This is a genomic window from Advenella kashmirensis WT001 (assembly GCF_000219915.2).
Taxonomy (GTDB): Bacteria; Pseudomonadota; Gammaproteobacteria; order Burkholderiales; family Burkholderiaceae_B; genus Advenella; species Advenella kashmirensis.
The window spans coordinates 1,520,315-1,542,811 of record NC_017964.1 but is presented as its reverse complement, the minus strand read 5'-3'; the positions used below and the strand labels follow the sequence as shown (position 1 = coordinate 1,542,811).

24 protein-coding genes and 3 pseudogenes are annotated in these 22,497 nt (G+C 54.4%); 14 read left to right on the top strand and 13 right to left on the bottom strand.

Annotation, left to right across the window (positions count from 1 at the left end):
- The first annotated feature begins 6 nt into the window (after positions 1–6).
- Positions 7–267: an FCSD flavin-binding domain-containing protein gene (locus TKWG_RS24735; RefSeq protein WP_238534332.1), complete on the top strand. Its 261-nt coding sequence runs from the start codon at positions 7–9 to the stop codon at positions 265–267.
- An 82-nt stretch (positions 268–349) separates the two neighbouring features.
- Here the strand turns inward: TKWG_RS24735 and TKWG_RS07230 are convergent, their stop codons facing one another.
- Entirely contained in the window at positions 350–1,174 is an 825-nt protein-coding gene (locus tag TKWG_RS07230; protein ID WP_171815137.1) for an alpha/beta fold hydrolase, read from the bottom strand.
- A gap of 237 nt (positions 1,175–1,411) precedes the next feature.
- Here TKWG_RS07230 and TKWG_RS07225 point away from each other — a divergent pair, with 237 nt between their 5' ends.
- From TKWG_RS07225 to TKWG_RS07215, 3 genes and pseudogenes are all read left to right on the top strand, one after another.
- Positions 1,412–2,383 carry a tripartite tricarboxylate transporter substrate binding protein gene (locus TKWG_RS07225; RefSeq protein WP_014750220.1) on the top strand — a complete coding sequence of 324 codons (972 nt, stop codon included), beginning with the start codon at positions 1,412–1,414 and terminating at the stop codon, positions 2,381–2,383.
- Positions 2,383–3,015: an enolase-like domain-containing protein gene (locus TKWG_RS07220; protein WP_014750219.1), complete on the top strand. Its 633-nt coding sequence runs from the start codon at positions 2,383–2,385 to the stop codon at positions 3,013–3,015. The genes TKWG_RS07225 and TKWG_RS07220 overlap by 1 nt, the downstream gene beginning before the upstream one ends.
- 98 nt (positions 3,016–3,113) lie before the next feature.
- A pseudogene (locus TKWG_RS07215) lies at positions 3,114–3,470 on the top strand (enolase C-terminal domain-like protein); the annotation flags it as partial.
- Positions 3,471–3,661: 191 nt separating this feature from the next.
- Here TKWG_RS07215 and TKWG_RS07210 read toward each other — a convergent pair.
- The gene (locus TKWG_RS07210; protein WP_148274497.1) at positions 3,662–4,435 is read right to left on the bottom strand and encodes a hypothetical protein; all 774 of its coding nucleotides are present in this window, start codon (positions 4,433–4,435) and stop codon (positions 3,662–3,664) included.
- A 225-nt stretch (positions 4,436–4,660) separates the two neighbouring features.
- Between TKWG_RS07210 and TKWG_RS07205 the strand changes: the two genes are divergently transcribed.
- From TKWG_RS07205 to TKWG_RS07190, 5 genes are all read left to right on the top strand, one after another.
- On the top strand, positions 4,661–5,674 hold the full coding sequence (locus TKWG_RS07205; RefSeq protein ID WP_014750216.1) for a P-loop NTPase family protein: 1,014 nt from the start codon (positions 4,661–4,663) through the stop codon (positions 5,672–5,674).
- 31 nt (positions 5,675–5,705) lie between these two features.
- A complete protein-coding gene (locus TKWG_RS23585) occupies positions 5,706–5,873 on the top strand; it encodes a hypothetical protein (RefSeq protein WP_171815136.1) in 168 nt (55 codons plus the stop codon).
- Positions 5,839–7,362, top strand: coding sequence for an ATP-binding cassette domain-containing protein (locus tag TKWG_RS07200; RefSeq protein ID WP_081489245.1), 1,524 nt, complete (start codon positions 5,839–5,841; stop codon positions 7,360–7,362). Before TKWG_RS23585 ends, TKWG_RS07200 begins: the two co-directional genes overlap by 35 nt.
- Positions 7,363–7,509: 147 nt before the next feature.
- Entirely contained in the window at positions 7,510–9,042 is a 1,533-nt protein-coding gene (locus TKWG_RS07195) for a sensor histidine kinase (RefSeq protein WP_014750214.1), read from the top strand.
- Positions 9,039–9,740 carry a response regulator transcription factor gene (locus tag TKWG_RS07190; RefSeq protein WP_014750213.1) on the top strand — a complete coding sequence of 234 codons (702 nt, stop codon included), beginning with the start codon at positions 9,039–9,041 and terminating at the stop codon, positions 9,738–9,740. Before TKWG_RS07195 ends, TKWG_RS07190 begins: the two co-directional genes overlap by 4 nt.
- A 190-nt stretch (positions 9,741–9,930) precedes the next feature.
- Here the strand turns inward: TKWG_RS07190 and TKWG_RS25915 are convergent, their stop codons facing one another.
- Positions 9,931–10,056 (bottom strand): hypothetical protein, encoded by a 126-nt coding sequence (locus TKWG_RS25915; protein WP_264300284.1) that lies wholly within the window; start codon positions 10,054–10,056, stop codon positions 9,931–9,933.
- A gap of 28 nt (positions 10,057–10,084) precedes the next feature.
- On the opposite strand from TKWG_RS25915, the gene TKWG_RS25910 reads away from it, so the two are divergent.
- Together TKWG_RS25910 and TKWG_RS25905 are read left to right on the top strand one after the other, a co-directional pair.
- Complete coding sequence (locus tag TKWG_RS25910; protein ID WP_014750212.1) at positions 10,085–10,774, top strand: ABC transporter substrate-binding protein; 690 nt, start codon at positions 10,085–10,087, stop codon at positions 10,772–10,774.
- Entirely contained in the window at positions 10,771–11,295 is a 525-nt protein-coding gene (locus tag TKWG_RS25905; RefSeq protein ID WP_014750211.1) for an ABC transporter substrate-binding protein, read from the top strand. Before TKWG_RS25910 ends, TKWG_RS25905 begins: the two co-directional genes overlap by 4 nt.
- A 60-nt stretch (positions 11,296–11,355) precedes the next feature.
- Here TKWG_RS25905 and TKWG_RS07180 read toward each other — a convergent pair whose 3' ends face one another.
- From TKWG_RS07180 to TKWG_RS25895, 8 genes and pseudogenes are all read right to left on the bottom strand, one after another.
- Positions 11,356–12,099 carry a citryl-CoA lyase gene (locus TKWG_RS07180; RefSeq protein WP_014750210.1) on the bottom strand — a complete coding sequence of 248 codons (744 nt, stop codon included), beginning with the start codon at positions 12,097–12,099 and terminating at the stop codon, positions 11,356–11,358.
- An 82-nt stretch (positions 12,100–12,181) separates the two neighbouring features.
- Positions 12,182–14,335, bottom strand: a complete 2,154-nt coding sequence (locus TKWG_RS07175) for an acetate--CoA ligase family protein (RefSeq protein ID WP_014750209.1) — start codon at positions 14,333–14,335, stop codon at positions 12,182–12,184.
- Complete coding sequence (locus TKWG_RS07170) at positions 14,332–14,829, bottom strand: MaoC family dehydratase (RefSeq protein ID WP_014750208.1); 498 nt, start codon at positions 14,827–14,829, stop codon at positions 14,332–14,334. The genes TKWG_RS07175 and TKWG_RS07170 overlap by 4 nt, the downstream gene beginning before the upstream one ends.
- A complete protein-coding gene (gene fabG / locus TKWG_RS07165) occupies positions 14,826–15,575 on the bottom strand; it encodes a 3-oxoacyl-ACP reductase FabG (protein ID WP_014750207.1) in 750 nt (249 codons plus the stop codon). Before fabG ends, TKWG_RS07170 begins: the two co-directional genes overlap by 4 nt.
- Before the next feature lie 49 nt (positions 15,576–15,624).
- Positions 15,625–16,451 (bottom strand): annotated as a pseudogene (locus tag TKWG_RS07160) (Bug family tripartite tricarboxylate transporter substrate binding protein).
- Positions 16,452–16,615: 164 nt separating this feature from the next.
- Positions 16,616–18,048: pseudogene (locus tag TKWG_RS07155) on the bottom strand (aldehyde dehydrogenase family protein).
- Between the two features lie 40 nt (positions 18,049–18,088).
- The gene (locus TKWG_RS25900) at positions 18,089–18,688 is read right to left on the bottom strand and encodes a dehydroquinate synthase/iron-containing alcohol dehydrogenase family protein (RefSeq protein ID WP_050981563.1); all 600 of its coding nucleotides are present in this window, start codon (positions 18,686–18,688) and stop codon (positions 18,089–18,091) included.
- Positions 18,689–18,783: 95 nt separating this feature from the next.
- Positions 18,784–19,290, bottom strand: a complete 507-nt coding sequence (locus TKWG_RS25895; RefSeq protein WP_264300302.1) for an iron-containing alcohol dehydrogenase — start codon at positions 19,288–19,290, stop codon at positions 18,784–18,786.
- A gap of 68 nt (positions 19,291–19,358) precedes the next feature.
- Here TKWG_RS25895 and TKWG_RS26990 point away from each other — a divergent pair, with 68 nt between their 5' ends.
- From TKWG_RS26990 to TKWG_RS07140, 3 genes are read left to right on the top strand one after another with little or no spacing between them, the layout of a single operon-like run.
- Positions 19,359–19,787, top strand: a complete 429-nt coding sequence (locus TKWG_RS26990) for a helix-turn-helix domain-containing protein (RefSeq protein WP_148274496.1) — start codon at positions 19,359–19,361, stop codon at positions 19,785–19,787.
- Entirely contained in the window at positions 19,679–20,176 is a 498-nt protein-coding gene (locus TKWG_RS23580) for an IclR family transcriptional regulator domain-containing protein (RefSeq protein WP_407636899.1), read from the top strand. The genes TKWG_RS26990 and TKWG_RS23580 overlap by 109 nt, the downstream gene beginning before the upstream one ends.
- Entirely contained in the window at positions 20,173–20,904 is a 732-nt protein-coding gene (locus tag TKWG_RS07140; RefSeq protein WP_238534330.1) for an NAD(P)H-dependent flavin oxidoreductase, read from the top strand. The genes TKWG_RS23580 and TKWG_RS07140 overlap by 4 nt, the downstream gene beginning before the upstream one ends.
- Positions 20,905–21,292: 388 nt before the next feature.
- On the opposite strand, the gene TKWG_RS07135 is transcribed toward TKWG_RS07140, so the two are convergent.
- Together TKWG_RS07135 and TKWG_RS07130 are read right to left on the bottom strand one after the other, a co-directional pair.
- Positions 21,293–21,853: a hypothetical protein gene (locus TKWG_RS07135; RefSeq protein ID WP_014750205.1), complete on the bottom strand. Its 561-nt coding sequence runs from the start codon at positions 21,851–21,853 to the stop codon at positions 21,293–21,295.
- Between the two features lie 200 nt (positions 21,854–22,053).
- Positions 22,054–22,464, bottom strand: a complete 411-nt coding sequence (locus TKWG_RS07130) for a low affinity iron permease family protein (RefSeq protein WP_014750204.1) — start codon at positions 22,462–22,464, stop codon at positions 22,054–22,056.
- Positions 22,465–22,497: the final 33 nt, after the last annotated feature.

The following is a 22,497-nucleotide window of genomic DNA, read 5'->3' as shown; positions in this document are numbered from 1 at the left end:
GGCCATATGGCTGCCCAACATGGCCGCACCTGCGCCTATGCGATTTGTCATAGCCTGCTCAATCAAAAAGCAGCCATTACCCCGGTATATGCCAATACCTGTTTTAGTTTTGTTGCAGAATCCCATGCCATGCATGTCGCTTCAGTGCACCACTACTCAGAAGCGAATAAAACCATGGAACCAGTCAAAGTCACCGGCGGTGTTTCTGCTGCGCCCAGCCAGGAAGAAGTCCCCCTGGCCTTTGCCTGGCAGATGCCATTTGGCTGATATTTTTCACTAGCCGGGTGATTGAGCAATCAGGACGTCCAAGACCGCGGCCAGGTGCAGGCGCGCTATCGCAAGCGGATTTTTAATCCTGGAAATCCCTGAGATAGGTTTTAATTGCCTCGGCAACTGCCGCCGGCTGCTCCGGCAGCAAAGCGTGGCCTGCATTGGCGATTGCTACTGTCGTTACCCGTTGCGCTCCCAGATCCTTACTTAATTGCCAACCGGCTTCTTGCGGCGCAAAGGCATCTTCCAGCGCGCGAACATCCAGAATCCTGGCATTACCTGCTCCCCACCAACTGTCGATAGGTGTGGCCGCCTTGGCGGCACGCTGCACATCGGCTACTTCAGGATGCCAGCCATCGAGCCAAACGGATGCATCGCTTGCTTGGGCAAAAAAAACCTTTTTGATCCAGTCCAGTCGCACAGCGGCATCCAGGCTTTTATCCATACAATGCGGCAGACCGGCGCCCGGCCCTGGCGCGACTACACGCGGTCCGGCAGCCAGAATAATCACTGCCTGAACAAGATCAGGACGATCAACCGCTACGACGCGCGCCGTCCAATTGCCAAAAGCATGCCCCGCCACAAAAGCCGGCTTACCGCCTTCGGCCTCGATGACAGATACGATATCACGGCCGAAATCATGCAGTGTCAGATTAGTCATACGTCCGGTACTGGCGCCAATGCCCCGCGGGCTGGGGCAAGCCACACGATAACCCGCATCAGACAGGAGGGTTGAAACCGGTTCGAAATCCTCTACATCGCGTCCCAGAGACGGCAACATAACTATTAGCGGTCCTTCTCCCTGTACCCAATAGGAGATGCGGATCGCCTGTCGCTGACCGGCGATTTCTTCATAACGCGTCACGGTCTTAGAGATGGGCTGGTATCTGTTGGCGTTCAACATATTCATAAATTCCCAAGTGTAATCAAGGTCAATTTTTCCTGACCTTATTAGTTTCTTTAATCATCTAACTATAGTTTCTTATTGAAACTATTAATTAGTAGTTGAAAGTTAATAACAACTGAATTATAGTTTCAAAAATCAACTATTGTATAGATTGATAAAAATATATAGTTGCTTATTGAAACCAAACCAGGCGGTTCACAGAAATCGCAAAAACCTCTAAAGAGGAGACAAAATATGAAAAAAATTCGTTCATTCACCTTGCTCGCCCTGACCATTGGTACGGCTTTTTCCGCCCAGGCGCAGACCGCCGATAATTACCCGAATCGCACCATTCGCATCATCGTGCCGTATACGCCTGGCGCCATCAATGACATTCTGGCCCGGCGCATGGCGCAATACCTGGGTGAAGAGCTCAAGCAGACCGTCATCGTGGAAAACAAGCCAGGCGCCGGCACCGCGATTGGCACCGAGTTCGTCGCGCGGGCCGATCCGGATGGCTACACTTTGCTGCAGGCCGCTGCCGCGCATTCGATCCTTCCTTCATTGGTCAGGAAACTCCCGTATGATCCACTCAAGAGTTTCGAGTTCATCACGCTGGCCGCCACGTCTTCCTATGTGATGATCGCCACGCCAAAACTGCCGGCAAATAACGTGGCCCAATTGATTGCGCTTGCCAAAAAAGAGCCCGGCAAGTATGTCTATGCCTCTACCGGCAACGGCAGTTCCGCGCACCTGATGGGTGAAATGTTCAAAGAACTGACCGGGACCGACATCATGCATATCCCATACAAGGGTCTGGCGCAGGGCTTGAACGATGTTGCCAGCGGACAGGTTCACGTAACCTTTGGCACTTATCCCGGCTCGATGGCTTATTTGAAACCCGGACGCGTCAAGGCGCTGGCGACCACCGGCAAAAACCGCATGTCATCGCTGCCCGACGTGCCAACGGTCCAGGAAACGGTGCCCGGCTATGATGCGCAAGGCTGGTGGGGATATCTGGCGCCCGCAGGTACGCCCAAAGCGATTGTGCAGAAACTGAACACCGCGTTCAATAAAATCATTCGCAACAAGGCATTTGCCGACACGTTCACTTCCGAAGGCGTCGAAATGCTTGGCACCACCGGAGATGCATTCAAGAGCCACGTAGAACAGGAAATGCAGATCTGGGGAAAACTCGTCGAATCCGCCCAAATCCGGACCAACTGATGAAATTAGCCGATTGGTCGCTGCGCTTTTACCGGATTCCGTACGCCCACACCATCCATTGGGCCAATGCGGTTGAAGACGAAGGCGTATATGCCTTGCTGACACTGCGTAACGAACAAGGCCAGACCGGCTATGCCGAAGGCACGCTCAAGGCCACCTGGTCCGGCGTATCACCCGCCATGCTGCAAGCAGCCTTTTGCGACATACTGATGCCGCAGTTGACCGACACAGACTGGAGTGATGCCCAGGCCGTAGCCGCAGCGCTCGCGCCCATTCCTGAAAACCGGCTGGGCAAGGGCATGATCGAAACCGCCGCCCAGCTATTGCGTGCCGCCGCCCATCAACAGCCCTACTGGCGCTTTGCACAGGGACTACCCGCAGTTGACGTTGCCTGGACCCTGACGCGGCAATCCCCCGCACAAATGGTAGCGCAAGCCCTGGACCAATACACACGTCATGGCATTTACAGCTTTAAAGTCAAGGGTGGCCAAGGTATCGAAACCGATATTGCAGTGCTGCGCGCCTGCACGACGCCTGCCCGCCCACTGTCGGTATGTGGTGGACGCCAACAGCCATTACACACCCGCTGCAACGCCATACTATCTGGAACAATTGGCCGCGTGCGGCGTTGAATACGCCGAAGACCCTGCCCGCTCGAATCACTGTCTCTGTTTGAATCGTTACAACGGCAATCGCCGCTGCCGATTTTGATTGATCGCGCTGTACCACTGAACAGGATGCGGATCGTTTTTTGCAGGCAGGCGCACAGGCGCTGAGCACCAAGCCTGGTCGAATCGGCATGGGCGAAGCGCAGCGCATCGGCCAGCGGGCTGCCCGGCACGGTGCCAAAATCACAGTCGGCATTTATGCAGAAAGTGCGCTCGGCACCCTGATCAATCTGCAATGGGCTGCCTGTTGCCCAGCCGGGCTCAATGCATTTGCGGCCGAACAAACCTTCTATTTAAGCCTTACGGCCAGTCCGTTAAGGCACGCACTTGCGCTTGAAGGCGGCGCGATCCAACTGCCGGAACTGCCTTTGAATGACAATACGCTTGACCTTGCGGGCATTTCATTCAGGCCGGATTAACCGGCCGCACACGCTTGGCCTAGGCTGCCACCTTGTCAGTATCAAAAATCCAGCGCAAACCGGCTTGCGAGCGCAAGATGCGGGGGCCTTCATGCCCTAAGCGCGGTACGACTTCGAACGTATGCGACACAGGCAGTTCTCCGTACAAATCGACAAGATGATCACGATAGGCCAGGCAGCGATCCACCCGATTACGCCCTGCAACATGGCAGCCGGGCTGCAGTCCAGGTGGTTATCCGTCTGGTCATCGTGCTCTCCAACCAGGTATACCACCTCTTTGCTCGCATAGTCGTGCCGGATGCGCTCGGCGCCATCGCCCTGACATAGGCATTGGCATGCTGCAATCCATACTTATAATTGTCATAATCGGGACAACGCAAAACGGTCTGCCCGCAAGGCTCGCCGAAGACGCCTGCCGGCCCGTAGCCCGGACGTGCGCGATTCAAATACAGATAAGAGGATGGTCCTACCACGATATGGCGCAGGCCAATGCCGCGCACCTTTGCCAGACTGGCGCCGCGACCGACAGCGGCGTACCGCTGCACAAATTGCGCGCCTGCAGAATGCCCCACAATGACGATATGGGCCAGCGCAGGAAACTGATCACGGCACAACAGCTGCCGGATTAAAGCATCAAGGACCGAAAAAGAGCTTACCCCGCCCTTGCGTGATGTGTTTCCCTGTTTCCAGGCGTGCGAGCGCCAGGTAAGCGTGCTTTCCTCAAGTCCCCACTGAAAGGCCTGCTTGCGCACCAAAAATTGCGGCGCCAGCAGCAATGTCTGTTCCTGTACAGATGGACCTGCCCGACGCGCAGCCCGCGCCAGGGCCTTCCAATACCGATAGCCGTCCCGCTCAATGCCGTGCACAACCAGAACGGCGCGACGAATATTGGGCAACGTTTCGTTCAGGGAACGATCGCTGATATAGGTGCTGGCCTTATCATTGTCTAACCATAAATAACGCAAATACCTCAAATCCAAAGCTTGCGGCAGGTTCAAATCCTATTCCCATGTAATAAAGACCGACGTAACAACTTGCGTCAGTCGGCAAGTTCCATCAAGTTGTAGCATTTCATTAAGACAATATGGGCATTCTTACTTATTTTTAATCCAACCCTTGTCTAATTCTCAACTTGGCCATTGCTCATATTGCTATCTTGGAATCTCCCAGGCAATCATCCAGGAATTTCCATGAATCATCTGAATCTGCATCAGCGGCTGTCACAGAGCAAAGCAGCCTACACAACCCGACACATTAACTTATCGGAAGCCGCTGGCTTAATCACCACGGCTGAACCCCAGTCTGGCGATCTCGTTCTCGCAGAGGTCAGCAAGATAGGCCACCACAAGGCGCTGGAGCTGCGCGACGGTCGGCGTTCCAGCTTATTTGTCGGCGATGAAATTGTGGTGGCCTATGGCCATCGTTATGCACCTGATCAGTTTGAAGCGGAAATCCGCAACGATCTTGATCCATGTGATCTGGTCGCTGCCGGCGGCATTGCCTCCAGCGTGCTGTCACGCAGCGTAAAAACCGGCATCGCAACACGTATCGCGCCAATCGGATTGCTGGCAAACCGGCATGGACAAGTGATCAATGTCGCTGACGCAGCACTGCCACCCATGAATGTTGCCAAAACTGCACACGTATATGCTGTGATCGGTTCTTCCATGAACGCCGGCAAAACCACGACTGCTGTCAGCCTTGCTCGCGGCTTCATCGCGGCAGGTTACCGCGTCGGATCTGTCAAGGTGACCGGTACAGGCGCTGGCGGAGATATGTGGCGCATGATGGACGCAGGTGCGCGGCCGGCCCTTGACTTCACATCAGCCGGCATGGTGTCGACCTACAAGGTAGAGCGTGATCGGTTATTGCGCGCTATCTCTACCCTGACTGCCCATGCGATGAATACCGGTATTGAAATTTTAATCATCGAAGTCGCCGACGGCATATATCAGCAGGAAACCAGTATGTTGTTGCAGTCGCATGAATTTCGCAATCTGGTTGATGGCGTGTTCTATGCGGCACGTGATGCCGTGGGCGCCAAGGCAGGCGTAGACTGGCTAATACAGCAGCAACTGAAAGTGATTGCGCTCAGCGGCGTGGTCACCATGGCACCACTGGCGATTCAGGAAGCCACCGAAGCGGTGGGATTGATGGTGCTTAGCCTGACCAGCTCATGGATCCAGCCATTCTTGAGGACTTGACAAGCACACAATTTGCGCTGGCTGCAAGCCTATGAAGGGACATGGGCCACTGCCGCCCATTTTAGCCGACTCCCGACGCAAGCTGATGGCCTGGCTTCTTGCCAATGGCCTGGCCCAGGCAGCAATCATGAGCGGTATTGCCCTGGCCACACGCCAGGGTTTTGATGGTCTGCACCTCTCCCCTGTTGCGCCACAGTGATCATGGCAAATGCGGCGGCAGTCGCCGCTTTCGGTCTCATGCTAATGTGGCTGCGCGTGTCGAGCGGGCGACAGCAGAGAAACTGGGGCAAAGCTATCTGATGGCAACCCGGCTGCTACTGTTTGATCACGTCAACAATCTGCCAAGCCGTATTCTGCAGAAACGAACGCAAGGGGTCATGATGGTTCGCTTTGTAGCGGACCTGAACGCGCTTAATGACTGGGTCGGCCGCGGACTTGCCAGTCTGCTTGTCTCGGCGATTACCATCCTGGCAGCAATCGCAGTCCTGGCCTGGCTAAGCCCGCTCATTGCCGCTTGTGTCGCGATCGTGATCGCCATCGTTCTGGCCTTGCTCGCCATTGCTGGTACGCCACTCTATAAACGCGTGCGTAAACTGCGCAGCGAACGCGGTCGCCTGGCCGCCAACCTTGGGGAACGGCTGGGTGCATCGTCTCCGGTTCGCGTATTCGGGCGAGCGCGCGGCGAACGTGCTCGCTTGAAAAAACAGAGCAAACGGCTGGCCGAGGCGGCCGTCTCGCAGATTCGCCTGGCAAGTCTGCTACGCGCCCTGCCCGATGCGATCTCGCCCATACTGACCGCTCTCGTACTGGTGACCAGCCTGCTGCAATCCGAACGCATTGACTGGGGCTCACTGCTGGCGTCCATTCTCGTTGTTAATCTGCTGGACTCACCAATACGAGATCTGAGCCGAGTGTTTGTTTTTTTGCAAAATTTCCGGGCGGCACGGGACGTGCTGGGCAGATTCCTGCAATTGCCCAGTCTGGACTCCGGTCAGCAATTGCCACCGCTGTCTGCCGGGCCTGGCCAGCTTGTACTCAAAGATGTCTCGGTGGACGGGGTATTTCAACAGGTCAATGTGCAGGCCCAGGCGGGCACCCTTATCGCGATTACCGGCGCCAGCGGCACAGGCAAATCTACACTGCTAGGCCTGGCCACGCGCATGTTCGATCCCACCCAGGGCACGGTCAGCCTGGATGGTCAGAATTTGAGCGAACATGATCTTAACTCCATCCGACAAGCAGTAGGGACCATTTCACCCAGCGTCCCCTTGCTACGCGGCTCAATCCGTCGCAATCTGACATACCGCGCCCGGGCAGCGACCGATGCCGAAATCGACCAGACCCTGCGCTTATGCGGGCTCACCGAAGCGATTGAAGCCCTGCCCCGTGGCCTGGCCACCCGCATTGCAGAACATGCGACGGATATTCCCGCAGCCTTGCGGCAACGGCTGATCATTGCCCGGGCAATTATGGGCAAGCCACGTTTGCTGCTGATTGACGATGCCGATGTTTTGCTCGATACCGTTAGAACCGAGACGCTGGCGCCAGTGCTGCAAAACAACAATGCAACTATTTTATTGGTAACAAGTGATCCGCGATGGCTGGCGGCTGCAGATGCCATTTGGCATATGGATGTTACAGGTCTTCATATATATAAAAACAACACAACAGAGTGTTGCAAGAAATGACTGTACGCTTATAAGTTTGCCTCTATTGCGTCTGCCATGGCATTGGTAATCCGGCACGATTATCTGCCGGGCACGATGCAATGCGCGCCAACTATTTGACGAGAATCATTTGACCATCAAGACCGAATCTGGATTTTCCAGTTCATTGTGGCCTTTGCCGTCATTGCCATGGCTGCCACTTCCATTATCGCCTTGCATATGACAAAGCGTTACGCGGACCAAGTCACTGATGCCCGCAAGGAACTGTCCGCAACGGCGCGCCTGGCTGTTGACGCCAATCGCTACTCCGAGCAGATCGCCGAACTCATATTGATGGGCCCTTCGGAGCTTTCCGACTTTCAAAGCGCCCGTAACGACGTGCACAATTCTTTCCGGCGCCTGCAATCGATAGACCTTAAAAATGGCCCTCGTGCTGACGACCGCGCCGCGCCGTCGCGCTATACCCGTATGGGCTTATTGATAGACGACATCAACCACTCGGTTGAACGGCTTCTTGCCTTGTACTTAGCGGGCAAACGTGATGACGCCATTACCCTGTTTCGCATAGAAATCGAAAACCGCCTGGACCGGGAATTTGAACAACTTGTGGCCAAAAGCGCACAGGCCAAACGACGCGAAGTCGCCAGACTGGAAGCGGCCGCCGGCCAATTGCAACGCAATGTGACCGTAACCATGCTGACGCTGCTGGCGATCCTGCTGTCATTGACGTTTGTCTCCAGCCATTTTCTGACGCGCTCCATCAATCGTCCGATTCGTGCGCTGACGGCGGGAACCCGGGCCATTGAACAAGGCTCGCTCCAGTATCGCATCGGTAGCCAGGCCCGGGATGAGTTCGGCGAACTATCGCACAGTTTTGATGCAATGGCCACGCAGTTACAAATGCAACATGCCATGCTGACCAGCGCCAAAAACAAACTCGAAGAAGAAGTTGCACAGCGCACGCAGGATCTGGCGCAAGCCAACCTGCGTCTGACTCAGGTTGACCAGCAACGCGTGCGGTTCCTGGGAGATATCAGTCACGAGCTGCGCACGTCCCTGACCGCGGTGCGCGGCGAAGCTGAAATTGCACTACGAGGCAAAACGCAACCGGAACCCCTATACCGCGAATCGTTAACAGCTATTGTTGCACGCGCCCAGGAGATGACGCAGCTTATTGAAGACTTGCTGTTTGTAGCCCGCTCCGAGGGCGACGACATATTGTTCGATAAGAAAATGATTGAACTGCAGGAGGTTGCCCAGACAGCTTTGGATGACATCCGTGTACTGGCGCAAAGCCGCAACATCAAGCTTGTCATATGTTGTGATAACCCCTCGCACAACGTCAGCATTTTTGGTGATGTCGTACGACTAAAACAGGCAATCATGATTGCGCTTGACAACGCGATCAAATACTCCCGGTCAGACACCACAATTTGCGTTTTTATTCGCACCGATGGCCAGATGGCCGAACTGTCGATCAAGGATCAGGGAGTGGGCTGCCCTTCCGACGACGTACCTTACATTTTTCATCGATTTTATCGGGGCACGCTGGCCCAGACATGCTGGAAGGTCGGAAGCGGGCTGGGATTGCCTATCGCACGCTGGATTATTGACAAGCACAATGGCAGCATCAATTTCAGCAGCACAGTCGGCGAAGGCTCGACACTCACCATTCGCTTGCCCCTGGGGATAAAAATATGAATATAGCCAAGGTACTATTGATTGAAGATGATCCACGTATTATTTCGTTTCTGGAGAAAGGTCTGCGGGCTGAAGGTTATGATGTCGACGTGTCCCGCGACGGTCTGCATGGTTACGAGACAGCACGCGATGGAGATTTCGATTTGATTGTTTTGGACGTCATGCTGCCGAAACTGGAAGGGATCGAAGTCTGCTCGCGATTACGGGCAGATGGCTGCCAAAGCATGATCCTGATGCTGACCGCCAAAGCTGAATTGCATGATCGCATCACCGGTTTAAACCGGGGCGCCGATGATTATCTGACGAAACCGTTTGCTTTTGACGAATTGGTTGCACGTATGCAGGCGCTGCTGCGTCGCGGTCAGCAAAAGCGACGCTCAACGATGCTGCTGCAAGTAGGAAATCTGCAACTCGACTTCCGCACCAAGACGGCGCAACGCGGACAACGGCGCATCGAGCTTACAGCCAAAGAATTCGCCCTGCTCGCGTACCTGATGGAACATGCCGGCATCGTTGTCAGCCGAGCCCAGTTGCTGCGTGACGTTTGGCGTATGGATTTCGATCCGGGCACCAAAGTGGTCGATGTGTATATCCGCTATCTGCGATCAAAAATCGAACACGAAGGCGAGCCACCACTGCTGCACACAGCAAGAGGGTTTGGTTATATGATCAATGTTGAGGAAAAGGATATTATGTGAGACCTCAGGGATTACCAACAAAGTGAAATTAAAAAATGGAATGCCAAAACATGCAACCAACGATTGATTATGTTCGAGGCGCCTGGCACATGGCAAATGGATAAGCGATTACGATAAACAGTTCGCAGGCCTTATTAAGCTTGAAATAGAACAACGCCAGTCAGAACACAACGCGGGATAAACCGGCATATCAGTTGAAATGCCCGACCCGCGCCAACGTTACCCGGTGCCCGACCCATGATTTGAGCATACCCGATAGCCGAGAAAAACCCCGATTGACACTCACATAGGCGACCGGAAATAATAGCCGATTCATACTAACAACCTTGGCACCGGAGACCGCAGTGAAATTTAACATTCTATTTACAGCCCTGCTCAGTACTTGCGTCATGAGCGCCGCAGCAGCAGACAATTCCGTTGTGCGGATTGGCGTCTCCAACGACCGTTCCGGTATTTATGCCGATCTGGGTGGCCTGGGTTCGGAAGTGGCCGCCAGGATGGCCGTCGAAGATTTCGGCGGTGAAGTATTAGGCAAGAAGATCGAGGTGATCGGCGGCGATACCCAAAATAAGGTCGATATTGCCGGACAACTTGTACGTAGCTGGTTTGACACCAAGAATCTGGTTGCAGTGGTGGATGGCGGCGCCAGCTCTACCGGATTGGCTGCGGCTGCCATTGCCCGGGAAAAGAATAAAGCAGCCTTGATCAGCGGTGGCTTTGCTGCAGATTTCGCCGGCGCACAATGCGCTGAAACCACCACGCAATGGGCGCCCGACACCTATGCGCTGGCCAAAGCTGTGGTTCGCAGCAATGTACAGGCAGGTGCAAAATCATGGTATTTCGTTACCACCGACTATATTTTTGGTAAAACGCTGGAGAAAAACGCCAGCGAGTTTATCAACCAGGAAGGCGGCAAGGTTGTGGGCAGTGTTCGACATCCACTAGGTGCGCTGGATTTTTCTTCCTTTTTGCTGCAGGCACAAGCATCTGGTGCTGATATGATCGGCTTGCCAGTGCAGGCGGCGATCTGGTGAATCTGGCCAAGCAGTCGCAGGAATTTGGCCTGACGACAGGCAAGCAAAAACTGGCGACCTTTCTCACTTTCATCAACGATGTCGATGGAATGGGGCTGGACGTGGCCAAAGGCTTGGTATTTCCTACTGCCTTTTACTGGGACACCGATGAAGATACGCGCGCCTGGACCCGCCGCTGGCAACAGAAAAGCGGCTTTAAACGTGCCCCCTCGGTTGTACAGGCATTAACCTATGTGAGCGTGAGTCACTATCTGAATGCCGTCAAGGCGGCCGGCTCTTTCGATGGCGACAAGGCAACCAAAGCAATGAGCGATTTGCCGATTGGCTCAAAGCTGATCAAAAACGCCAGGGTCCGACCTGAAGACGGACGTGTCATTATGGATCTGGCACTGGTGCAAGTTAAAACACCGCAGGAGTCAAAGGCACCTTATGACTACTATAAGGTACTGTCCACGATACCTGGAGATGAAGCATTCGTGTCCCTGGCCGACAGCGCGTGTCCGCGAGTCAAGAAAAGTTGAGCATGCGCATTTCTTAGAAAAACACAGTACAGGGCGATCAACGCCCTGTATTTTCCGCTCCTATGCGCCAGAAGCCATGTCCCAGACCTTTTGTCCGATAGGATTTTGCTGCTCTTCGATAATGTGAGCCATAAGGCCTACAGAACGTCCAATCATCGTAAGTGCCTTGCCCAATTCAGGTGTTAATCCCATATCCAGAACAATCGCACCTTTCGCACCCGTAGCGTTAAGGGGAATTTTACGCCCCGACTGGCGCGCGGCAGCGGCAGCCAGCTCAACAGCAAAGCGCGAATAGTTGCCGTAAAAGCCGCAGTCCCTGGCAATCTCAAACATCCTTTGGCACCGGGGATCGCCGTCTACGTGGATGGGGTGCCCCACACCAGGAATTTTGCGTTTGGCCGCCCTATTGACCGTTACGCATTCCTCTGCAAACTGCCGCAGTTCCTCGTCGGTATAACTTTCTTGCTGCGGTAGCGCATCACGCAAAAAACGTGCTGAATATTCAATCACGCCCAGAAAACGTGAACCGGCGCCCAAAAGCCCAGCTGCCAGCGCCCCTTGCATGGACTCGGGCGCACCATGCAAAGTCAGGCGTGCCGACAGTGCGCTAGGGGTCAGGCCATGATCCGTCGCACTCACCAAAAACAGATTGAGCATGCGTTTGAGTTCAGGCGTTGGGAATTGCCCCAGCAGTTCCAGTGCAAGAACATCAATAAAATCACGATTGAAAAGATCATTGACCAGATCATGGCCACGGACCGAAATAGAATGGGCGTCGCCGCCACCAATTTGACTGTTAAGCATCGAGAAACTCCTTCGTTAAGCAATTGTGTTCCCACATATGTACGCCTCGCACCAACCGAAAACAGATGCGGGAAAGAATGTATTATTCAATCACCGCATCCAGCGCGACAATGCCGTGGCCGTTATTCAGTACTACCAGTGGATTGACCTCAAGCGACTGTGCCTGATCTCCCAGGCTTAGAAACAACGCAACAAGGTTTTGCACGGCATCCAGTAGCGCGGATCGATCTCGTGCAGGCAGACCACGGTAACTGGCCAAACGTCGCGCTATCCGCGTAGAATCTAGGATATCTTCCAGCAGAGTACGATCAGCGGGTAAACGACAACGCGCAACATCGGCCTCGACCTCCACCCATACACCACCCGCACCAATGCTCAGAATCGGTCCGAATACTACATCACGGTGAACTCCAACCAACATCTCCACGCCATCGGTGATCATCTCGGAGACAAGAACCCCGCGAATATTATCGTCTGCTACGCCGTTAGCACGCGCTGCAGTCATGATTTGCGCAAAAGCCTGACGCACTTGCGCCTCATTCCACAAGTTCAATTGCACTCCCCCAATTTCGCTTTTATGCAGCACGCCATCAGCCACCAATTTCAGGGCTACCGGAAAACCAATAGCTTGGGCCTGCATGGCTGCCTCATCTGCAGTCTGAACCTGCGACTCCTTTGGAGAGCGTACTCCATACTGCATTAACAGAGTTTTGGCTTGCGCTTCGTTGCTGGGCAATTGTGCTACAGAAACATTTCCAGAAAAATCTGCTGATTTGGCGCCACGATCGCGATTGCGCGCTCTCCACTCTGCATACCAGTTGATGCGCTTAAGTGCCTGCATGGCATTGCGCAGACTATAGACAGGCGCAAAGCCTTCGGCTACCAATAATTCATGTGCCGGTCCACGCCGGCTACTCATCCAGACGGGCACAAAAGCTTTCTTTGCCTGTTTTGCCACTTCAAGCATATTGCGCACCATGCCTTCCGTGCTGGCGGCATAGTTGGACGTAATCGGGTACAGCACGGCATCCACTTCGACATCATTGAAAAGGGGTAACAAGCATTTGCTGGCAAGCTGCGGATCAACCAGTGCCTTGGTCGTCAAGTCAACGGGATTGGTCAGGGCAGCATAGGATGGCGCATGTTTCGCCATTTCCGCCACGGTCTCCTCTGCAAGGGACGCCATTGTCAGTCCGGCCTCACCCACTTTGTCTGCCGACAGCACTCCTGCTCCACCTGACGATGAATACACACAAAGACGCCTCAGGAACTGAACACCTACACGCGAGAGCAGACTTGCCACATCGAGCATTTCATCCAGGTCGTCGACGCGGATGACGCCATATTGGGAGAACACCGCATCATTAACGACATCATCGCCAGCCAGAGAGGCGGTATGCGATTGCGCCGCCCTCTTGCCAAAATCGGAACGACCAACTTTCAGGGCAATGAGCGGTTTGCCTGCCCGGCTCGCTGCCTGTGCAGCAGCAACAAAACGCTCTCCGTCCTTAATACCTTCGATCACAGTGCAAATAATGTCCGTTCCAGGGTCCTGCGCCAGCCATTGGATAAAGTCAGCATTATCCAGATCAAGCTCATTACCGGTCGAAAACCAACGGGAAAAACATACTCCGCGCTCATTACCCTGCATCAATGACCGGCCAAGACCACCACCTTGTGTGACCAAACCAATACGCGAGAGTTTATTATTGCGACCGTCATTACGAAACTCAGTAGAAAAGGTCAGACCCAGACGTGGCGACAACATTGTCATGCCGGCGCAATTGGGGCCATACAGTCGCATCCCGGTACGCGCCGCAAGCGCCAGCATTTGCTGTTCGGCCTGGCGTCCCGTTTCGCCCAGTTCTGCAAAACCGCCGGTAAACACAATAGCGTAGCGTACGCCTTTAGCGGCGCATGCCTCCAATGTCGCAAGCGCCGAATTTGCCGGAACCAGCAACAGTGCCACGTCAATTTCCTGTGCAGGTACGTCGTCGATTGACGTATACAAGGGTCGGTCCTGCCACTGTCCGCCCCGAGGATTGACCAGGAACACCTGCCCATTGAAGTCTGAGTGTTCAATCAGATTTTGCACTGTGGTGTGACCCAGGGTGCCTGAGGTGGTGGATGCGCCGACAATCATGACGGACCTGGGCCGTATCAGGCCGGCCAAGCTGTCAAAAGCGGTACCCGACTGCAACGGCCCGGTTTTCAACTGTGATACGCCTGCGTTCATGCGTCCTCCTTTCTGCATGTCATGAGCGTCGTCCATTCGGTGTCGGCCACAACCTCATCATGCTGATTTTTAATAATGCGATGCATCAGAACCCTGCCGGTTCCTGGCCGCTTTTGCGATAACTTTTTTTTGCCGATGCGAAGCTCCACATAAATCGTATCGCCGATAAACACCGGCTTGCGCCATTGGCATCGCAGTTCCACCAGTGCGTACCGGGCACCATCCATCAGCCGGTAAACTGGCATGCGCGTAGTCAGCCCCGAAGCGATGGCCAGCGTGAGCATGCCGTGAGCTGCGCGCTGCCCAAAAGGATGCGCTTGCGCAAAAACGGCGTCCGTATGCAGGGCATTGAAATCACCCGAGATGCCGGCAAACTGAACCACATCTGCTTCGGTCACTGTGCGACGCGGACTGATCCAGCTTTGACCCTCCTCAATATCGTCGAAATAAAGGCGACGGTTCAAGTGCTCGTTCAAATCGAATGATGTGCTCATGCGTAACGTCCCCCCGTCACATGGACGGTTTCGCCAGTGGTGAACCCAGCCAGACGGGAAGCCAGAAAAGCGACGGTTGCAGCCACATCGGCCGGGTCGCCCAGACGAGCGACCGGCGTATTGGATTTGGCGCGCTCGGTCAATTCCTGATAGTCGGGCCGTTGTTGCATGCGTGGCGTAGAGATAACCCCCGGTGCCACGGCGTTTGCCGTAATGCCGAATTTTCCCGACTCCAGCGCCAGCGAACGAGTGAAGCCGATCAATCCGGCTTTTGCTGCAGAATAATTGGTCTGCCCGGGATTGCCCAGGTGCGCACGCGAGGCAATGTTAATGACGCGACCATATCGGTTTTCCATCATCATCGGGAGTACGGCACGGGTGCAATGGAAAGCGCCCTGCAACGTCACGTCCAGGACCGCATGCCAGTCTTCTTCGGACATTTTGGTCAGATAGCGATCCCGTGCAAATCCGGCATTATTGACCAGCACATCAATTTTTTTCCATTTATCCACAGCATGTTGCACAGCCTGTGCCACCGCATGCTTGTCCGTGACATCTGCAAGTACGCCAAGCACACGCCCTTCGAAGGCAGCAAACTGTTCGCAGGCCTTGTCAATGGACGCCTGGCTGGCATCACATACCACGACATTGCAACCCTCTTGCAAAAAACGCGTTGCCATTGCCAGGCCCAGTGTGCCGGCCCCGCCCGTTATCAAAGCGGTGCTGTCTTTCAATCCCAGATCCATATTTTAATTTCCCATCCAAAGTCTGTTTTCAATTGTGATCATGTCACTCTCATTCAATTTGTAACTTGGCCTTTTCCACCAGTGTTTTGGCCTCGGCACGTTCGTTGGCCCAGAATCGGTCAAATTCCTGCGGCGTACTGCCGACTAACGGTGTATACACGCGGGCAAACCGCTCGCGCACCACGGGGGTTTGCAGGGTTTCGCGCAGTGCCTTGGAAAATTTATCGATAATGGGCTGGGGCGTACCTTTGGGCATCACGACGGCTTGCCATGTTGTGACGTTAAAGCCAGGCACACCCGACTCGGCCACTGTCGGTATATCGGCACATCCGGCGCACGCTTGCTGCTGCTGATGGCCAGTGCGCGCAAAGAGCCATTCTCGATAAAGGGCGCGGTGGTTGAGCGGCTATCGACCATAAAGCTCAGCCTGCCCGCAATCAAATCCTGCAGCGCAGGCGCACTACCCTTGTATGGCACGTGAGTCAGCTTCGCGTCCAGCGCCAGTGCCAGTGAAGTCCCGGCAATATGCATGGAGCTACCCTGGCCTGCCGAACCGAATGTCAGCTTTTCCTGATCTTTCCTGATGCCGACAATCAAATCCTGCATGGTTTTATAGGGCGAGTTTTTGGGCACGACAACAATCAGCGGTGAATCTGTCAATTGCGTCACTGGCGCAAAGACTTCGCCCGGATCTGTTTTGACGTTCTTGTACAAATAGGTATTGACTGCAAGGGGACCCACGTTGGCCCACAGGGCTGTGTATCCATCTGGTGCTGCCGTCGCGACTGCGTTATTGGCGATGTTGCCGTTAGCACCAGCCTTATAATCGGGCACCACAGGCTGGCCCAGCTTTTCTGCCAACACATCCTGCACCATCTTAAATGCGATATCCGATGCGCCTCCCGGGGCAAAGCCAATGACCATGCGCACGGGCCGTTCCGGCCACTCTGCCATCGCGCTGGTAGCCAGTGAACATGCAGCAACTCCCAATGCCACTTTCATAAATAATTTCATCACATCCTCCTTGGATTATTAATTGCTCAAACACTCATGTCATATTTGACGTTTTTTAACTGCGTGTTTTCATAAATGGCTTCCAGTCCTCGCTCCTTGCCGATGCCGGAGAGCTTATAGCCGCCAAAAGGCGCATCAAATGACGTGCGCACGCCCGTATTAATGGCCACACTTCCCGCTTGCAGGCCTCTGGCCATTCTCAAGGCACGTCCGCCATCGCGCGTGAACACCACAGCGGCCAGCCCATAGCGGGAGTGATTGGCAATGCGCAAGGCATCGTCTTCGTCCCTGAAACGGATGACAGACTGCACCGGCCCGAAGATTTCATCCTGTGCCGATTGCATTTGCGCGCTCGATTGCAGCAGCAGTGTGGGCGGCACAAAAAATCCCGACGCCGTGCTCTGGTCCTGGACAAGCTCACCGAAGCAAGCGGGCCTGGCGCCCTCTTCTGTGGCGATCTGAATGTATTGTTCAACGCGCTGCTTTTGCGCTGCACTGACCAGTGGCCCATTTCCGTACCGACAGCCTCAGGTGCTCCAACCCGCACTGTTTTCAGGCGCTGTTGCAGACGATCAAGAAAATCGTCATGCACCGTTTCCTGCACGAGTATGCGTGTGCAGGCAATGCATACCTGACCGGAATTTTTTATGATGTCTCCCGCGGCAACTGCAACAGCCTTGTCCAGCGAGGCATCGTCGAACACGATCAGCGGCGACTTGCCACCCAATTCCAGCGTGACCCGCTTGAGCTCGCCTGCGGTGGTAGCAAGAATGCGCGCACCGGTTACCGTGCCACCGGTGAAGGACACTCGCGAGACTAGCGGATGCGTGACTAGCTGCTCACCCACAGTCGCGCCCGGGCCATTGACAACATTGACAACGCCAGGCGGGAAACCCGCTTCCTCGAACAGCCGCGCCAGCGCCAGGGTCGACAGTGGCGTGACTTCAGACGGCTTGAGCACGATGGTATTGCCGGCTGCCAGCGCCGGCCCTAATTTATTGATCGTCAACGTCATCGGGTAGTTCCACGGCATAATCAGTGCACACACGCCCAGCGGCTCCCGGATGGTGTAATTGAGAACATCGCTGTTGCCCACGGCGATGGTCTCGCCACGCACCGCAGCAATCATGCCCGCAAAATACTCCAATGAAGACGGCATGGCCTTGAGCGATTCGCGCGAATGCGTAATGGGCTTGCCAACATTCAGTGTCTCTATCCACGCAAGCTTTTCCCGATCACGCTCAAACAGCACCGCCAACCGTCTCAACAATCGGCCGCGCTCGGCGGGCGTGGTCCTGCCCCAACCATTCTCAAATGCAGCGTGAGCAGCCTGTACTGCAGCGTCCACATCCGTTGCGTGGGCCTGGTGTACCTGGGCCAATGGTTTTGCCGTGGCCGGGTTCAGGGTATCAAAAGCCAGCCCTTCCCGGCCGGCTTGCCAGCGCCCGCCAATAAGCATTTCGTATGGTTTGGAATCAATAACATTCATGACTGGATCCTTAATTGACCATTTGCAGGTACAGTGAGCTGATTTCTTCGTAAGAGAGACTGCGCGGGTTAAGCGACATGGACGCGCTTTGCAGCGCCTGGGTCGCCAGCTGCCCGGCTTGCTGTTCTGTCAATTGCAGATTGGCCAGATACAACGAGATATTTGCCTGTCGCGCCAACTCTTCCACGCGTTCGATCAGCGCCAGCGCATCGCGGTAATCATTGCCCGTGCCGGCGATATTCAACTGCCGGGCAGTATTGGCGTAAACACCAGCATGCGTCTGCACGGTGTAGCGCGATACTACGCGAAAGACCGGAGCCAGTACTTCGGCATGCGCCATATCTACGACCGCCTCCAGTGGTGTACACATGGCATGCACGGCATCTACTTTGCAGATGCCGATTGCTACACCAGCAAGATAGGCTCCCAACTGCATCTGGGTACGAGCTGCGAGATTATCCGGTTTGCTGAGTACCAACGGTAGTGCTTGCATGCAGCAGCGCAGGGCCTGCAAGGCAATGGCTTTACCAATCGGATTGAAATCCTTATTGACCAGCGCACCCAGTGCATGCAGCAACGCATCAAACCCGCCTTGCGCAGTCGGACGCATTGGCAGCTTTAAGGTAAGATCAGGTTGTAACGCGATCAATGCAGGGCGGGTTCGCAAAGAGCGATACAACTGCTTGCGTCCATCATCGCCCTGAATTAGCGCCGCTGAGCTACTCTCGCTACCCGTGCCAGATGTGGTGGGAATGGCAAGCAATAACGGCGCATCAAGCTGGACAGGTCGTCAAGCCATGCCCGACCGTGAGCTGCGGCCAGCTCTTCAGGCTCCAGCCCACTGCAAAGACATCCGTACACGACTTTGGCCACGTCAATAACACTGCCCCCGCCCACAGCGATAATGCTGTCACATCCGGAATACCGGGCCATTCGCAATGCTTTCCGTACCTCAGCCAATGATGGGTTGGTCACCACCCCATCGAACATCAGCCAATCCTGTGTCGATCTAGTGGCAAGCGCCGCTCGCACAACGGCGTTACTGGCATGCCATGCACCCGGATCGGTTATGACTAGCGGGCGACACAGCCTGGAACCTGCAGCCTCGATTATTTGCCGTACCGCGGAAGGCCCCCAATAACAGTTACCCGGCCACGATACGGACCCGTTTATTTGAAGCGTTGCCAAATGAGTATTGATGTCTTCCTTCATTTTCATTATAATTTGCAGTGCGAATTGTTAATTTGCTAATTGAATTATCATAATGAAAGAGGATATTTATGTCAAGACGCCCCAATCCAAAAGATGATGTAAATGCCATGACGTCCGACGCGCCTGACCGGCAGTTCGTCACAGCGCTGGCGCGCGGCCTGGAAATATTGCAATGCTTTGATGCGGAGCAAAGAACGCTGGGGACGACTGACATTGCCCAAATGACGGGATTAGCGCAACCCACTGTATGGCGACTGTGCTATACCTTGCAAAAAACGGGCTTTCTGTCCAACGTGCCGGGCAAAGACAAGTTGCAATTGGGCACAGCGGCGATCGCGTTGGGTGCGGCAGCTTGGCGGGTCAGGATGCCCTTGAAGTCGTCCGTCCCATGTTGCAGGCGATTGCCGACCGCTATCAAGTGGCCGTGGCCCTGGGGCGCCGGGAGGGCAACAGTATTGTCTATCTGCTGCGCTGTCAGGGAAATTCACCGCTGTTAATGAATCTGCGGGTAGGTTCACGCATCCCCTTATTTCACAGCGCGATTGGCTGGGCATATCTAGCAAACTGCAATCCAGAGGTACGTGACCAATTGCTCGCAGAAGCCCAAAGCAATGGCAAACTGGAAGACACCACCGAAGTAAAGGCAATGAAACAAGCGTTGGCGCGCTATCCAGATCGCGGCTTTGTTTATCACGAGCGACCCAAATATCAGATCAATACCGTGGCCTCGGGGATCAAGCTTCCCGATGGCGAACGGCTTGTAGTCAGTTGCGGTGGCCCCAGCTCCCTGCTACCGACCACGCTCATGCTTGAGGAAGTCGGCCCTCTAATCAATCAGTTGGCCCGGGAGTTGCATCCTGTTCTGTTATTGGGAAAAGATATATGAACATAAATGCAGCAGCGGACGGCGCAGCCGATATTGCCATTTGTCATCGCAATGCGGATATTCCGAATGAGTATCCGACGCGCATAACCCAACTGCTCGGCACCCGATGGCCTCTACTTCTGGGCGGCATGATGTGGCTTTCCGATGCTCACCTGGTCGCCGCAATGGTCAGGGCCGGAGGCATGGGTTTCATCACGGCGCGCAGTGCGAATTCCAATGAACAATTCCGACAGGAACTGCAGACATGTCATCACCTGACTGGCGGCATGCCCTTTGGCGTTAATCTGACGCTATCGCGTCGTATGCAGAACAATAACATCGTGCTTGAGCGCTTGCACATTGCTCTTGAGGAAGGTGTGCGCATTTTCGAGACTGCCGGTCTGCCACCAACTTCGTTATTGCCACAGTTGCGGCAAACCAATGCGATCGTAATTCATAAATGTGCTCATGTGCGGCACGCCGTTGCCGCGCAGAATCTCGGCGTGGATGCGGTAACCCTGGTTGGCATGGAAGAAGGCGGTCATCCCGGCAGCAACCAGTTGCCCACTTTTTTAAATGGCGCGTATGCGCTTGAGCATCTGCACATCCCGCTGGCATTGGGCGGCGGCATTGGTCACGGGCGGCAGATCGCTGCTGCGCTTGCCTTGGGCGCCGATGCCGTGGTCATGGGCAGTATTTTCACGCTCGCGCGTGAACACCCGCACACCAGGCATATAAACAACGCGTAGCGGCCACCGACCAACATGGCACCTGCACCGTTCTTGGATCCTTGGGCGACAGCTGGCGAGTCATAAACAATAATAATGCCCGCAAGGTTGCGTCAATGGAGCAGGCTGGCGCACGTGAGTACGCTGAATTCGGGGAGTTAATCAGTGGTGTGCGTACAAAAACACTGGCATACGAGCAGGGCGAATACGAGGAAGGTATGCTGTCAATGGGACCAGCGGTCGGTTTCGCGCGTTCGATTGAGTCCGTCGCCTGCATTGTTACTCGCTTACAGCAGCAAATGATGAGTGCAGTCAGCAGATTTCAAGACTTGACTAATCGGTAACTGGCGCGGACTACAACCTCGTATTCTTTGCCTCTCTACCTTGTCTCTCTACTATGCCAGCGGCCTCACCCGCCGCCCTGCTCGCCTTCTTTTACTGCGCGCTCAAGATCGTTTTCGGACAGTATCGCTTCATCCGGATCCATGGCGTTTTCCCGGTTTGGCTCAAACCTTAATTTTTCCATGTACGGGGTGGGCTTTTTCCGGCGATAGTCCAGAAATTCCTTGCCATAATATGCCCTGGCCTGTTCTACATTTTTCTGGCCGGTCACAATATCATGCATTAAGTTGAGCGCTAACAGATTCGCCTGTTCGTCATGACAGCGCGCAGACACTTCTCCGGCAGTTCTTTCAACAACGACACTGCCATCAAATAAAGCCAGCTCGTCAAATTTTTCTACCGGGACTTGATAGTCAATAACAGATTCGATGCAATCGATATGTGGCGCCGGAAAATTATGATGATAAAAAGTCCTGCTTGCGACGATCCGCTTCCAGGGGCCCGGGTGATGCCATACGAATGTCGTCTCCGTTGCTTCCTGCGGCTGGCCGTATTTATCAATAACCAGTTGGGTCGCTTCTCTGGACTCTTGCGGCCACTGGTGCAGCAGTTCGCTTGCTGTACTCATACCAGTCTCCTTAGATTTAGGTTTGTCAGACAGAGTATTCATGGTAAGACCGCGTAGCGCTTGACGTCAAGAGAACCGTAACCAGATCAATTCATTCATTTTCTATTTCAATTCTTACTATTTTCTGCCATTCTGTGTCTGGTATGCGGAATTGCCAGGTGTACTGCGCACGTACTCTAAGTATCACTGGCGAGACAGCGCTAGTGCTTGCGGCTTTTTCGCGTACGCCTTTCGGCATGGGTTTTTTCCAGCATCATTTGCGAGCGCTTGGCCTCTCGCTCACATTTTTCATGTAATTCTTCCAACTCCTTGTCTGTCATGGTTTCAATGCCCATAAACTGGTCATGTGCATCCGAAGACCGAATAATTTCATCCAGCTTGGTTTGCAGCGCAGCGCTGTCGCGATTCTGTGTGTTCTGAATCAGAAATACCATCAGAAACGTGATGATGGTCGTACCGGTGTTGATCACCAATTGCCAAGTCTCGGAAAAACCAAAAAAGGGTCCGGCAATAGCCCAAAGGACGACCGCTACCACGCAAACAATGAAAGTGAGTGGACTGCCCGTGGCATGCGAAATGGCTGTCGCGAATTTTGCAAATAGATGATCCATGGTGACTCCTTTATAGTTAAATTTTATGTAATT

Excerpts from the sequence above, each read along its gene's own strand:
- TKWG_RS07135 (WP_014750205.1), bottom strand. The coding sequence starts at position 21,853 with ATGAGTACAGCAAGCGAACTGCTGCACCAGTGGCCGCAAGAGTCCAGA.
- TKWG_RS24735 (WP_238534332.1), top strand. The coding sequence starts at position 7 with ATGGCTGCCCAACATGGCCGCACCTGCGCCTATGCGATTTGTCATAGC.
- TKWG_RS07180 (WP_014750210.1), bottom strand. The coding sequence starts at position 12,099 with ATGCTTAACAGTCAAATTGGTGGCGGCGACGCCCATTCTATTTCGGTC.
- TKWG_RS26990 (WP_148274496.1), top strand. The coding sequence starts at position 19,359 with ATGTCAAGACGCCCCAATCCAAAAGATGATGTAAATGCCATGACGTCC.
- TKWG_RS07170 (WP_014750208.1), bottom strand. The coding sequence starts at position 14,829 with ATGAGCACATCATTCGATTTGAACGAGCACTTGAACCGTCGCCTTTAT.
- TKWG_RS07175 (WP_014750209.1), bottom strand. The coding sequence starts at position 14,335 with ATGAACGCAGGCGTATCACAGTTGAAAACCGGGCCGTTGCAGTCGGGT.
- TKWG_RS07220 (WP_014750219.1), top strand. The coding sequence starts at position 2,383 with ATGAAATTAGCCGATTGGTCGCTGCGCTTTTACCGGATTCCGTACGCC.
- TKWG_RS25915 (WP_264300284.1), bottom strand. The coding sequence starts at position 10,056 with ATGAATCGGCTATTATTTCCGGTCGCCTATGTGAGTGTCAATCGGGGT.
- TKWG_RS23580 (WP_407636899.1), top strand. The coding sequence starts at position 19,679 with ATGTTGCAGGCGATTGCCGACCGCTATCAAGTGGCCGTGGCCCTGGGG.
- TKWG_RS25900 (WP_050981563.1), bottom strand. The coding sequence starts at position 18,688 with ATGCGTCCGACTGCGCAAGGCGGGTTTGATGCGTTGCTGCATGCACTG.
- TKWG_RS23585 (WP_171815136.1), top strand. The coding sequence starts at position 5,706 with ATGAAGGGACATGGGCCACTGCCGCCCATTTTAGCCGACTCCCGACGC.
- TKWG_RS07200 (WP_081489245.1), top strand. The coding sequence starts at position 5,839 with ATGGTCTGCACCTCTCCCCTGTTGCGCCACAGTGATCATGGCAAATGC.
- TKWG_RS07230 (WP_171815137.1), bottom strand. The coding sequence starts at position 1,174 with ATGTTGAACGCCAACAGATACCAGCCCATCTCTAAGACCGTGACGCGT.
- TKWG_RS25895 (WP_264300302.1), bottom strand. The coding sequence starts at position 19,290 with ATGAAGGAAGACATCAATACTCATTTGGCAACGCTTCAAATAAACGGG.
- TKWG_RS07130 (WP_014750204.1), bottom strand. The coding sequence starts at position 22,464 with ATGGATCATCTATTTGCAAAATTCGCGACAGCCATTTCGCATGCCACG.
- TKWG_RS07205 (WP_014750216.1), top strand. The coding sequence starts at position 4,661 with ATGAATCATCTGAATCTGCATCAGCGGCTGTCACAGAGCAAAGCAGCC.
- fabG (WP_014750207.1), bottom strand. The coding sequence starts at position 15,575 with ATGGATCTGGGATTGAAAGACAGCACCGCTTTGATAACGGGCGGGGCC.
- TKWG_RS07225 (WP_014750220.1), top strand. The coding sequence starts at position 1,412 with ATGAAAAAAATTCGTTCATTCACCTTGCTCGCCCTGACCATTGGTACG.
- TKWG_RS07140 (WP_238534330.1), top strand. The coding sequence starts at position 20,173 with ATGAACATAAATGCAGCAGCGGACGGCGCAGCCGATATTGCCATTTGT.
- TKWG_RS07190 (WP_014750213.1), top strand. The coding sequence starts at position 9,039 with ATGAATATAGCCAAGGTACTATTGATTGAAGATGATCCACGTATTATT.